At 62.9% G+C, this 12,139-nt stretch carries 9 protein-coding genes; 3 read left to right on the top strand and 6 right to left on the bottom strand.

What is annotated here, in order from left to right:
• The 3 genes from NKH02_RS33005 to NKH02_RS32995 form a co-directional block, all read left to right on the top strand.
• On the top strand, window positions 1–1,614 hold a 1,614-nt coding region (locus NKH02_RS33005; protein ID WP_352883945.1), incomplete at its 5' end, for a hypothetical protein.
• Window positions 1,615–1,685: 71 nt separating this feature from the next.
• Complete coding sequence (locus NKH02_RS33000) at window positions 1,686–3,437, top strand: type I secretion system permease/ATPase (RefSeq protein ID WP_352883942.1); 1,752 nt, start codon at window positions 1,686–1,688, stop codon at window positions 3,435–3,437.
• A gap of 4 nt (window positions 3,438–3,441) precedes the next feature.
• On the top strand, window positions 3,442–4,968 hold the full coding sequence (locus NKH02_RS32995; RefSeq protein ID WP_352883940.1) for an HlyD family type I secretion periplasmic adaptor subunit: 1,527 nt from the start codon (window positions 3,442–3,444) through the stop codon (window positions 4,966–4,968).
• A gap of 174 nt (window positions 4,969–5,142) precedes the next feature.
• On the opposite strand, the gene NKH02_RS32990 is transcribed toward NKH02_RS32995, so the two are convergent.
• The 6 genes from NKH02_RS32990 to NKH02_RS32965 all read right to left on the bottom strand — a co-directional run bounded on the left by NKH02_RS32990 (window position 5,143) and on the right by NKH02_RS32965 (window position 12,030).
• Window positions 5,143–5,889, bottom strand: coding sequence for a GGDEF domain-containing protein (locus tag NKH02_RS32990; RefSeq protein WP_352883939.1), 747 nt, complete (start codon window positions 5,887–5,889; stop codon window positions 5,143–5,145).
• Between the two features lie 184 nt (window positions 5,890–6,073).
• The gene (locus tag NKH02_RS32985; RefSeq protein ID WP_352883938.1) at window positions 6,074–6,778 is read right to left on the bottom strand and encodes a thermonuclease family protein; all 705 of its coding nucleotides are present in this window, start codon (window positions 6,776–6,778) and stop codon (window positions 6,074–6,076) included.
• A 33-nt stretch (window positions 6,779–6,811) separates the two neighbouring features.
• The gene (locus NKH02_RS32980) at window positions 6,812–8,011 is read right to left on the bottom strand and encodes an ABC transporter substrate-binding protein (protein WP_352883936.1); all 1,200 of its coding nucleotides are present in this window, start codon (window positions 8,009–8,011) and stop codon (window positions 6,812–6,814) included.
• A gap of 87 nt (window positions 8,012–8,098) precedes the next feature.
• A complete protein-coding gene (locus tag NKH02_RS32975) occupies window positions 8,099–8,851 on the bottom strand; it encodes a lytic transglycosylase domain-containing protein (RefSeq protein WP_352883950.1) in 753 nt (250 codons plus the stop codon).
• Window positions 8,852–8,883: 32 nt separating this feature from the next.
• Window positions 8,884–9,255: a hypothetical protein gene (locus NKH02_RS32970; RefSeq protein ID WP_352883934.1), complete on the bottom strand. Its 372-nt coding sequence runs from the start codon at window positions 9,253–9,255 to the stop codon at window positions 8,884–8,886.
• A 60-nt stretch (window positions 9,256–9,315) separates the two neighbouring features.
• Window positions 9,316–12,030 carry a DUF5801 repeats-in-toxin domain-containing protein gene (locus tag NKH02_RS32965; RefSeq protein ID WP_502913890.1) on the bottom strand — a complete coding sequence of 905 codons (2,715 nt, stop codon included), beginning with the start codon at window positions 12,028–12,030 and terminating at the stop codon, window positions 9,316–9,318.
• Window positions 12,031–12,139: the final 109 nt, after the last annotated feature.

The raw sequence follows: 12,139 nt of genomic DNA, 5'->3' as shown, positions 1-12,139 counted from the left end.
TTGCGGCCGGCGGCCCCGGGGGGGTTTACTTGTGGCTGGGGTTCTTATTGGTGGGGTTTGCCTAAATTGCCGTCTTCGGGCTACCGTTCCACCAAGGGGGGGGGGGGGGGGCGGCTGCCCGCCACCGCCGATCTGGGCGGAGGCGACCAGCGCATCGTGTTCACACTGGCGCTGGCCGCAACCGGCGGCTACACCTTCGACCTTCAGGACCAGATCGACCACGCAGCCGCCAGCGGCGATGCCGGTACCCTGGCGCTCGACCTGTCGTCGATGCTGGTGGCGACGGATGCCGACGGCGACACGGTGACGCCTGACATCAATGCCTTCGTCATCAATGTCGAAAACGACGTGCCGGTGATCAGCGCGCAGATATTGAGCGGCGTTGTCGACTTCGCGGCCGGCGATTTCGTCAGCAACTCGCTGAACGGCATCATCGGCGCCGACGAGAACACCGCCGACAACCTGTCGGGCGACGGCACCAAGACCTACACCTTCACCGACTATACGACGCCGACCAACGTCTTCCCGACCCTCACGGCGGTGCTGTCGCCTGACAAGACGACGATCGACTATTACTCGGACGCCACGCTCGGCACGCTGGTCTACGACATCGTGCTCGATCAGGACGGCAGCGGCGAGTATACCTTCACCGTCCACGAGAATCCGCCGCCGGCCTTCACCTCGTTTGACTTCAGCGACCTGCCATCGGGCCAGAACCTGTTCGGCGTCATCGCCGCCGACAAGGCGGATCTCGACGGCACCGCCCTGCTGGTGATCGGCTCGGATGTGACGCTGAAGGCCGACGGGACCTATGTCACCAGCGGCGCCAATGCCAGCGACACCATCAACACCTCCAAGGGCGGCGGACCGGTGACGATCGGCATCGGCAACCAGATGTTCGATCCGCACGACGGCGCATTCTTCGTCTATCTCGACAATCCCGACGACGACTCGGTCGCCGGGGTCACGGGTGGGCTGACGCAGAAAACGGCCGACGATGCCGACACCATCGGCTTCCAGGGCACGACCGAGGTGACCTCTGCTTCCGTGGAGATCTCGCAGGTGCAGGGCAATACGTTGGCGACATTAGACATCTTCGCCTACGACATCGACAACGCCATCCTTGGCCAGGTCGACACCGATGCAGAGGCCCGCGCCTTTGCCCTGGATCCCATAGCCGACGCCACCGCGGTCAACATCACCGGGGTCAGGGTGCTCGATGCCAACGGGGACCTGGTCGAAAGCTGGACGGACAGCAATCTGGACGGTGTCTATGAGAAGACGTTCGACATTAATCTGACGGACAGCGTCACCTTCAACTTGGTCTCCACCGGCATCTACAGCGCTCGGGTGTCCGGCCTCGGCGCCAAATACACGGTCGAGTTCGACACCGAAACCGGGCACGACGTGGCCGACATCGAGGCTGTCGCCGGCAAGTTCGACATTGGCGGCTTCAACCTGCTGCAAGGGCAGGACACGCCGGACCAATCGTTCGACTTCGCGGTCCAGATCACCGACTACGACAGCGACGTCGACGGCGGTACCGCCGATGCGTTCGCCAACTTCTCGGTCGGCGTCGACGGCACCGGTATCTTCGACGACGGCATTGCCTGACACGACACCGGCCGGGCGCCAGTCTCGACGCTCGGCCGGACACTACAAAGCATTGAACCCCGGGGGCTACCGTGACGCAGCCAAGACCGCAGTTCCAGGACGTGATGCATCTGGCACGGCGCCAGGCGCCCGCCCTGCTCCTCTTCAGCCTGCTGGCCAATATTCTGCTGCTGGCCAGCACCGTCTACATGCTGCAGATCTACGACCGGGTGCTGTCGAGCGGCTCGATCGACACGCTGATGTGGCTGACCGTGGCGGTGATCGGCGCGATCGCCGTCTATGGCCTGCTGGAACAGGCCCGCCGGATGATCCTCGGGCATATCAGCCAATGGCTCGACGACCAGCTGAGTGTTCCTGTGATCGAGCGCGCCATGGAGGCTCGCCTCGTGGGCGGCAACGGCGTCGAGGCCGGCCTGAAGGATGTGTCGGATCTGCGCGGTTTCGTTGGCGGTGACGGCATGCTGACCTTTCTCGATGCGCCGTGGACGCCCGTCTTCCTGATGTTCATGTGGCTTCTGCACCCGGCATTGGGCCTGGTCGGAATTGCCGGAGCGATCCTTTTGTTCTGCGGCGCGCTCGCCAATGATTTCCTCACCCGTCACAGGGGCCAGGAAGCGGCGGCGGGGCTGCGTCGCAACCAGGCCGCGGCCGGTCAATACATCGATGGCGCCGAGACGCTGCGCTCACTCGGCATGTCCGAGCCGGCGCTGCGGCGCTGGGGGGAAAGACAGCAGTCGTTGATGGAAATCCAGGCGCAGCTGCTCGGGCGCACAACGACCATCGGCAGCCTGTCACGCTCGCTCCGGCTGGCGCTTCAGGTGGCCGTGTTGGGGCTTGGCGCCTATTTTGTCCTGCATGGCGAACTGACCGCGGGATCGATGATTGCCGCCTCGATCCTGCTGAGCCGGGCGCTGGCGCCGATAGAACGCTCGATCGGCGCCTGGCGCGGCCTGGTTACCGCCCGCACGGCACGCCGCAACCTGATGCGGCTTTTCGCCGACACCGGGTCGATGCAAAACGCCTGCGTGAAGCTGCCGCGCCCGCAAGGGCGGCTGAGGCTCGAGAACCTGAACTACTATGCGCCGGGAGCGCCGCAGGCCCTCTTGAACCGAGTGGCCTTCAGTGTCGAGGCGGGCGAGACCTGCGGCGTGATCGGCTCGTCGGGTTCCGGCAAGACCACGCTTTGCCGCCTCATTGTCGGAACGCTGCGCCCGTCGCTCGGCCATGTCAGACTGGACGGTGCGGAGGTATCCAGCTGGCCATCCGACCAGCTGGGCATGCATATCGGCTATCTGCCGCAGCAGGTCGAGCTGTTCCCCGGCACGATCGCCGAGAACATTGCACGCCTGCGCGACGTCGACAGCGGCGCGGTCGTCGCCGCGGCGCAGCTTGCCGGCATCCACGAGATGATCCTGCGGCTGCCGAACGGTTACCAGACCGAAGTCGGGTCACGTGGAGCTCGGATATCGCGCGGCCAACGTCAGCGCATCGCGCTGGCCCGGGCGCTGTTCGGCGATCCGGCGCTGGTGGTGCTCGACGAGCCGAACACCGGCCTCGACGGCGACGGCGAGATGGCATTGTTCAACGTGCTTCGACATCTGAAGGAACAAGGCCGCACCGTTATCCTCATCAGCCACCAGACCAACCTTTTGCGCATCGCCGATCGTGTCGTCTTGCTCCAGGACGGCTGCATCTCGATGTTCGGCACGCGCGACGAGGTGCTCGGCGCTCTGGCCGGTCAGGCCAAGCGCATCGCCGTGCCGGCATCCGTGCGGGACAAGATCGCCGCCAATGTGCCGGCGCAGCTGAAGGCAGTGGAGTGAACCCATGGACGGTCGATTTGGCGATCTGTCGACGATGCTGGACCTGCTGATGGTCAGCCTGCGCGACATGGTGGACAAGCTGACCATCGCTCTCGGAGATCTGACGGGCGCGGCCTCGAGCTGGTTCGACGGGCTGGGCCTGCCTGCACGCATCGCGGTGGTGGCAGCGGCAGCCGCGCTGCTTCTGCTTATCCTTGCCAACCTCCTCCGGCGGCGATCGCATGCATTTCGCGCCAGCAAGCGCGATCTGAAGCAGCGTACGCGGCCGGCGCGCATGCTGGGCTACGTCTCGGCGATCGGTTTTGTCGGCGGCATCGCGGTCTGGTCAAGCGTGGCGCTTCTGGCAAGCGCCGTCGTCGCCAACGGCATCGTCAGCCCGGAAGGCTACCGCAAGACCGTCCAGCATCTGGAGGGCGGCATCATCGGGGCTATCCATGTGCGGGAAGGCGACAAGGTCAGTGCCGGCCAGATCCTGATCAGCATGAAGACGACCGACGCACAGGGCCGCTACGACGAGCTGCAGGGGCGCTACATCCGTCTCCTGGCAGCCGAGGCGCGCCTGCTTGCGGAACTTGCCAAGCAAGACCAGATCATCTTTCCAAAAGAGCTGACGTCGATCGACAGCGAGATCGCCCGAAAGGTGGTTGTCGAGGAGCAGGCGCTGCTCAACAGCCGCCTCGCGACCCGCGAAGGTCGCGAGCAGATCCTCAACAAGCGCATAGCGCAGATAGAAGAACAGATCACGGGATCGAGGGAAGTGATCGCGGCGCAAGGCGAGCAGCTCGGCCTGATCGACCAGGAGATCGGTTCCGCGACGGTGCTCTACAAGAAGGGACTGGAGCGCCTGCCGCGAATCCTGGCTCTGCAGCGAGCCCAGGCCGACATCCGGGCCAACCAGGCGTCGAACCGGTCGCAGGTCGCGCGCAACGAGCAGCAGATCGGCGAGACCAATCTGCAGCTGCTCAATCTACGCCAGCAGGACAGCGAGAGCGCCAATGAGGACCTTGCCAAGGTGCGCGGCGACCTGGCCGAACTGCGCAGCCAGCTGCCCTCACGCCAGGATGTGCTGACCAGGACCGACATTGCCGCGCCGATCGCGGGAACGGTGATGAACCTGCGCGTGACGACCGAATCCGGTGTGATTTCAAGCGGCCAGCCGCTTCTCGATATCGTTCCCAACGAGCCCAATCTGGTCATCGATTCCAGGATCAAGCCGGCCGATATCGACATGGTGCATCCCGACATGCCGGCCCGCGTGGTGCTGTCGGCCTATCCGACCAGGCACCTGCCGCAGATCCATGGCTTGCTTACCTCGGTGTCGGCGGACCGGCTAACGGACGAGAGGACCGGAGAGCCTTATTTCCTCGCCAAGGTCAAAGTCGATACCGCCGACCTGGAAAAGCTGCACGACGTCCATCTGTCGCCCGGCATGCCGGCGGAAGTCATGATCCTGACCGGCGAGCACACGCTGCTCGACTACATGCTGGCGCCGGTTCGCGACTCGCTCAATCGCGGGTTCAGGGAGCATTGATGCATGTCGCCCAAAAGTGACCTCGGTTTTGGGAGAACGACATGTATAGAAACAATGACCTAACTAGGCGGGTCGCCTGAACCCGTTCAGACGCGACACGCTTTAGCCCTACGGCCGCTGCATCTGGCATTTCCCCACGCTTTGAATAACCCTGGCGCTGACGCCCGACGATTGTCAGCTGTGGAGATGCGTCAACTCAAGCGCGGCTCCATCCCGGACGCCGGCCATGCGCTGCTCGGCGGACCGGAACATGTCCTCGAACTCCACCTCGTTTTCGAATATCACGCCGCCGACCTTGACGCTCAGCGCATCCTCGGTCCCTTTTGGTGCGAAATAGACTTGCGCGATGCGCGACCGGATACGCTCGCCGATTTCGCTGGCTTCCGCTTCGGTGGCGCCCGAGAGGAAGACCCCGAACATCGAAGCCCCTATACGTCCAACCAGATCCTCCGCGCGCACCGACGATCGTATGGTCGAGGCGACCAGCCGCAAGGCCTCGTCGCCCCATTCCAGACCAAAGCGCAGGTTGATGGACCGCAAATCTTCCGAATGGATGACCAGGAAGGCGCCCGATTTGGGACCCGGCGCCGATGGCCTTGCTGTTCTTCGTTCGACCATCGACGTGAACACCGCTCCGTTCAGGCAGCCTGTCGTGGTGTCGAAGGTTGCCGACTTGTCGAGTTCCCGGCGATAGCGGCGGACCTCGATCTGCTTCAATCCAACGAACAGAAAAAGCGGAACGCCGAGGATAACAGGCAACAGGATCGCCGTGATCATACTGCGCCCAAATGGCGTCAGCGCCTCCGAGAACAGCAGCAGATAGTTGAGGCCGACGGAAAGGGCCAGGATTCCCATGGTTCCCAGAAAGGTCAGCCAAGCGACGCCTTTCCATGCCTGGGTGGTCGCCGTTGTCTTTGTCACTGGCCGATCTCCTGTGGATGGGCTTGTATAAGGCCGGTGTGTTGCAATTTCAGTTTCAAGGAACCTTGCAATTTAATCGATTGCGCGATGACCCCATGAAAGGCTGCGGACGAAAATGGTTTGCTCCTGGGGAAAGCTGCACCCGTGACGGTTAACAAACAAAATATCAGGGTTGAATGGCCGGCTATTGTGCCGAACCGAATATGCCCATCTGCGCGTTTCTGGCTGTGGCCTCCGCCTTGCCGTAGATGCCGCTCGGCAGCGCCGTGGCCCAGCCATTGGAGACAAGCCAGGCGCCGACATCCTGCTTGCCCAGCCTGCACGGCGCGGCGATGGAAAAACGCTCGACGTCCGGCGGCACGAAACATTTCAGCGCGCGTCCCCTCAGCCAGGCATTGAAAGCGGCGCGTGCGCGCTGGCCGCAGGGCCAGGTGACCTCGTGAAACGAGCAGAACCTGTCGGGGTCGATGCCTTGCGCCCCGCTGATGATCACCTTCCGGCCCATGGATTCGAAAACCACCGACGATGTCGCAATCGGGCGGTAGAGCAAGACCTCTCGCCAGTCCCCCGGCATAGGGGTTTTCGGGGGCACGGCGAGACCGAGCTCGCTGAGTGGCGGACGGGGCTCGACCCGTTCGATCACCGCGGGATCGAGCCGTGGCGGAGCGATCAGGTCTTGAGCAACCTTGCGCGCCGGCCCTCGGCGTTGTGCGTCGATAATGGCCGCAGCCGGTCGGATTGGCCGTGTGTCGTCACCATCCTGCGAAGGGGTAAGGACAGGCCGATCGACCGAAAGCAAAGCCCCGGCCAGGCCGATCAGCAGGATCCCGGCCAGAAGCAGCAGGCTTCCGAGCCCGATCGCCTGGCGGCTGCGGCCCAGCCTGCCCATCAGCGCGAACAGGTTCTCAAGGCTTCTCGCCGATCAGAAACCCGACGTCGATTTGGCAACCAGCTTGAGAGCACCTTTTTCAATCCGATAGAACGGCATCGATCGTTCGCTGGATCCGTCGGCCCTAAACCGGAACAGGCCGGTCGATCCACGAAACCCGTTTGGATTTTCGAGAATTTTCTTGCTGAAGCCTTCAGGCCCGACCGCACTGGCAATCCCCGCGGTCAGGGCAACCATATCATAGGCGTAGGCCACGTTGACGTCGGCCGGGTAGTTGTATGTCGTCCTGAAGCGGTCGGCGATCGGCCCGGTTTCGCGCGGATCGAGCGTGGCGATATAGGCCCCCTCGAAAAGCGGATCCATGGGATGGTCCAGCCAACGGTTGGTTCCGACGACGGAGATTTTCTTCCCCGGAATGCCCTTTGATTTGAGGGCGGCAAGGATGGCTGACGGACTGCCATCGCCGCTGGCGACGATGACGGCGTCGGGGGCTTCCACCAGTGAGCCCATATCGTCGACCGCTTTCGCGCCACTGTCGCCAGCCGAATACGGGACGGTGACCGCCAGCGTCGCGCCGTAGATGCTGAGGCTGTTCGCGACCCGCTTTTCCACGGCGCCGGCGTTTGGGCCTGCTGCGACAAGCAGTACGAACTTCTTGCTGCCTTTCGCCGCCAGTCCCGCGGCGCCCGCCGCGGCGCTGTCCGCCTCGCCAAGCAGCACGGCATAAACCCCGGCGCCGCCGGCGAAATTATCGGCAAGTGCCAGCACCGGTGGCCGCGTCGATCCCGACAGCGTGGCAATATGCTGGGCCGCCGGCAGTTCGGTCGGGCCGATGACGGCCTTCGACCCCGTCGTTATGGCCGTTATCGCCAGTTTGCTGGCCAGTGTGCTGTCGCCTTTGGTGTCCTCTACCGTCAGCGTAAGCAATCCATTGCCGATATCCGTCATCGCCAGTTTGGTGGCATCGAGCATCTTCCTGCCGTTCTCCCCTGCCGTTCCGGCGGCGGACAGCGGCAGCAACATGGTGATCTTCGTCGGGCCGGTGCCCAGCGACTGGGTCGCCGGGACTGGACCGGCAACAGCGGCGCCATTCTGCCCGGCAGGTGCGGTGACCGTCGCCGGATCGAGCGCTTCGGAAACGCCGTCTTTCGATTGGCAGCCCGACACCATGATAGCGAGCGCAAGGGCGATTGCCCATGTCCGCGGACAGTGGACCTGTCGGCCAGCTTCCATGAATGCTCCACCCCTATTCGCCGCCGGCTTCCCGGTCTGGCCTTCAAGTCATGTTACGGCGGACTTGCCGTGCCGTCTGCATTTCTTTTAGCCGTGGAAAAGCCTGGCTCTGAGCGCCTTGATCTGTCGCGCCTGCCCGGCACTCCGATACCAGGCACATTTCATGTATCGTGGTCCGGGCACGAACACACGGCGCACGCACACGCCTTTTCCCTGGGCTGGAGCTACGCCCTCTCCCGCTGGCGAAAATGCGGAAAAGCCGAAGGATGCCACCGGCAACGGGCCGGTCACTTCAATCCCTTCCCTTGCCAGGATTGCCCGCGCACGCTCGCAATAGCGCACCGAAAGTGCCGAGAACCGGCTTTCATTGTGGCCGGCGCGATACTTCATGACGGTGGTGCACAGATCGCCCGCGGCCAGCCTGTTGGCCTGCGCGAGATATTCGACCCCCAGCGCGATGTTGGTCGCCGGTGCGCTCAGATCGTCCAGGGAGCCTCGAAAGCCGAGCATCCTGGCGGTCGCCGGCATGACCTGCATCAGGCCGACTTCGCCCTCGGCGCCGTGCACGTCGGGATCGAACCCGCTCTCGATTTCCATCACGGCATGCGCCAGCAGCGGCTCCAGGCCATAGATCGATGCCTGGCAGCTGGCAAACGCCTTGAATGACTGCCGGGTCCACTGCGTGGCCGCGTCACAGTGCACCGGTCGCACCGGATTCGAGGACTGTTCCACGCAAGGTCGTTCCAGCCAGTTGGCGCGGGCCGGCGTGACAGCCTGCCCAAACCCGATCAACGCGACCGCACCGGCGATCGCGCACAGGAATGATCCGTCGGCCGTCATGATGGCCAACAGGCGTGGCTTCGCCTATCCGGTCAGTGCATGTACTCGACCATGCGATCGTGAAAACACTCGCATTTGTTGAGCGTGTCTTCGTCCTTGTAGTTCGTCTTCAGGTAGCCGTAAGCCATGCCGCAAGCGACCTTGGCCTCCGACGCCCAGACGAAGACGGGCCGGGACGAGTTGATCCATTCCGAGCTGTTGGCGGCCGCGACCGACTCGTCCATCAGCTTCACCACCTGCACCCTGAGATCGACGATGTTGTCGTTCAGCACCAGGTTGGACGTGCCGACGGTACGGCAATAGTCGCCCGTCGGACCTTCGATGATGTCGGCGGCATAACCCGTCGACCCGACTGCCAGCAACAGCGTCGCAGCGGAAACCAGCAGTCTTGCAGAACGTTTCATGTTGAGCTCCCCTCGATATTAGCGATGTATAACATAGTCGCGTGGTCGTGCGCCATGGCGTTAAACCAGGTTTGCCGTCGTCGTATGCTGGGTTACGCCGTCGTCGTAGAGCAGCGTGATCGTGTTGGCTACGGGGTGGTTCACGAGCTGGGCTACTTCGACGAAGCTGCCTCCCGATCCGCTGGTATCGACACTGAGTGTGCCAGTGCCTGCATCGTAGTTGACGAAGTTGCCGATATTGGCTCCTCCCGGTGCTGTGTCGAACAACGCCGTCAGGTCGATCTTGTCGCCCTGCCCACCGATACCGCTGTAGTCGACAATGAGGTCCTTGATGTCCAGGCCGTCGAGCTTGAACGTGTCGGCTCCCGCTCCGCCGGTCATGGTGTCCTGGCCGAGGCCTCCGATGAGAAGGTCATTGCCGTCGCCACCGTTCAGGGTATCGGCTCCGGCAAACCCTTGCAGGATATCGTTGCCGCCATCGCCGTTCAGCGTGTCGCCATTGGCCGTACCCTGCATGGTCTCGGCATCCGCCGTGCCAGTATAGGTAACACCGTTGACAACGTGAACGTCCAGCTGCTGTGCCGGTGACGTATCGCCGTCCGCGTCTTTCACGGTGACGTTGAAGGTCAGATCGGCATTTTGGGCCGTCGTCGTGGTGCTGACCAGACCGATATCGGAGATCTTGAACCCAAGATCATTGGTATCGGAGCTCAGGCTTTGTGTCCCGGTGCTCGCCCCCCCGGCGCCGATAGCACCGTTGAGATTGATGGCTGTGCCGGTGATGCCTTCATCGGTCGGAGTGATCTGTGCGCCCACCAGCACGAAGTGCTGACCAGCCGCATTGTAGTCGTTCGATTCGATGATCAACAGGCCGTCATTGTTGTCGAGCGTTACACCGGAATAGATGCCCGGACCAGGGCCCGCGCCCCTGAAGATGTCGCCGTTCTCGACATACATTGCCTTGGTTGTATAGGTGTTGGCAACCGTGTCGTAGAGTTTCAAGATGACGATGAAGTCTTCGGAGTTCCCGATGCCATCAAACTTCAGGAACATCGAACCGATCTGGGCATCGGGTGTCTGGCCCGTAAATCCTGTCGGGTTCGTGGTGAAGAAGTCCATATCCATGACTTCACCCTTGCCCATTGTATCGCCGGCAACGCCGTTTGCCGTGCCGGAGATGGACACGAATGCCGAATCCTGGGTGAGCAGTTCTCCGTTCACATAAGTAAGCGTGCTGCCGTCAATCGAACCCGATTGCAGGTTGTTGGCATCGGTGCCATTGCCCGGTTCCGCATAGCCGGTAAACTGGATGAACAGGTTTGTATTGACCTGGGCTACCGCCACATCTGGCTGGCTGTTGTCAACCGTCGAGGATCCCGGCTGGTAGCCGACGATAGAAGACGAATTGCTCACTGTACTGATCGTTACCGCGGAGATCGGGTCGGCCAGGTCCACGGTGTAGGTTCCCGCCACCTTGTCGAAAGTGAGGGTGCCGGTTTCATGGGTAGACACCCCACCCGTGAGATAGCTGAAGCTGAGGTTGAAGACAGCCTGAGTCGACGTTTCAGAAGCCCAGGCTACGGTCGGCGTCGTGATCGCGTTTCCGGCCACGGTGCCGGCCAATGTGATGGCGGCAAAGTCAGAATTGAGGCTGCTGTACGTCGTATGTCCGTCAGCACCGATAGAGTAGTCGAACACACCGGTGCCGCTGACGGTCCCGCTGTTGGCGAAATAGAGATCCGTCTTGTCGAGAACCACCGGGCCGTCGTCGTCGAAGGTGATCTGGTTCGACACATCGGCCGTGTTGCTGGTCGCTGTGTCGTTGTCGCCGTCCTTGACCGCGACGGTCACGCCGAGGCTGCCGCTGGCAAGCGTCAGCGTCTCATCGTAACTGTTAAAGCCGTTGCCGACCGTCGCTTCGGCCGGATGATCCAGCGACAGATACTGCTCGACCGTAACCGCGCCTGTTACGGCATTGATCGAGATTGCAAACGCCGCCTGGCCATTGAAGGTGCCGCCGGACACAACACCGACAACCGCGCTGCCGACCAGTTGCAGGCTGATCGCCGAGCCGTCCGTCAGCGTCAGGCCCGAGTTGGCGTTCGTCACCGTCAGTGCATAGACCGTGCTCGCCGAAGCCGCGGGACCATCCGCGCCAAACAGCGCGCTTACGGTCACGAGAGCTCCTAGGCTGGTCGCTGTCGAGATATAGCCCGAGCCCGCTACATCGGGATCGTCGCCCTTCACGATTGCGCCCGTGTTGATCGTGGCAACACCGCTCGAGGTCGCCGTCTCGTCGAGCGCGACCTTCACCGCCGAAGCAGCAACCGCCGTGATCGAAGGGCCATCATCGAGGAAGCTCAGGTTCTTGCCGATGTCGACCGAGGCCGACTGGCTGTCGCCGTCCTTGTCGGTGATCGTCGCCGTCACCTTGATCAGATTGTCGGCGCTCAGGCTCGTCGGCTCGTTCGGGTCCGTCGTCGGATGGACGACCGCCCGGATCTGGTCCAGCGTCACATCGCCATTCGCCGGGTTGACGGTCAGCGTGAACACCAGCGCATTGCTGCCGGCCGTGCGGCCCTCGACGACGTTGCCGTTGAGAACCAGGTTCACTGCCTGGCCACTCGCCGTGTCGACCAGACCCGACGCACCTGCCACCACGCTCAAGCCATAGACCAGCGTGCCGGCACCATCGGCGCCGAACGCCGAGGTGAAGTTGGCGGCGAAGTTGGCCGTCGCATTGGTGGTCAGATCCGTCTCGTCGACCGTCAGCACCGGCTGCACCGTTGCCGAAGTCGAGATCGAAGGGCCATCATCGAGGAAGCTCAGGTTCTTGCCGATGTCGACCGAGGCCGACTGGCTGTCGCCGTCCTTGTCGGTGATC

The organism is Mesorhizobium sp. M1396 (assembly GCF_040317725.1).
Lineage (GTDB): Bacteria > Pseudomonadota > Alphaproteobacteria > Rhizobiales > Rhizobiaceae > Mesorhizobium.
Note: the sequence above shows the minus strand (reverse complement) of the source record. Positions and strands in the feature narration are given on the sequence as shown.

Bases quoted from the DNA above. Each gene is read 5' to 3' on its own strand.
- NKH02_RS32970 (WP_352883934.1), bottom strand. From the start codon at position 9,255: ATGAAACGTTCTGCAAGACTGCTGGTTTCCGCTGCGACGCTGTTGCTG.
- NKH02_RS32980 (WP_352883936.1), bottom strand. From the start codon at position 8,011: ATGGAAGCTGGCCGACAGGTCCACTGTCCGCGGACATGGGCAATCGCC.
- NKH02_RS32985 (WP_352883938.1), bottom strand. From the start codon at position 6,778: ATGGGCAGGCTGGGCCGCAGCCGCCAGGCGATCGGGCTCGGAAGCCTG.
- NKH02_RS32995 (WP_352883940.1), top strand. From the start codon at position 3,442: ATGGACGGTCGATTTGGCGATCTGTCGACGATGCTGGACCTGCTGATG.
- NKH02_RS32975 (WP_352883950.1), bottom strand. From the start codon at position 8,851: ATGACGGCCGACGGATCATTCCTGTGCGCGATCGCCGGTGCGGTCGCG.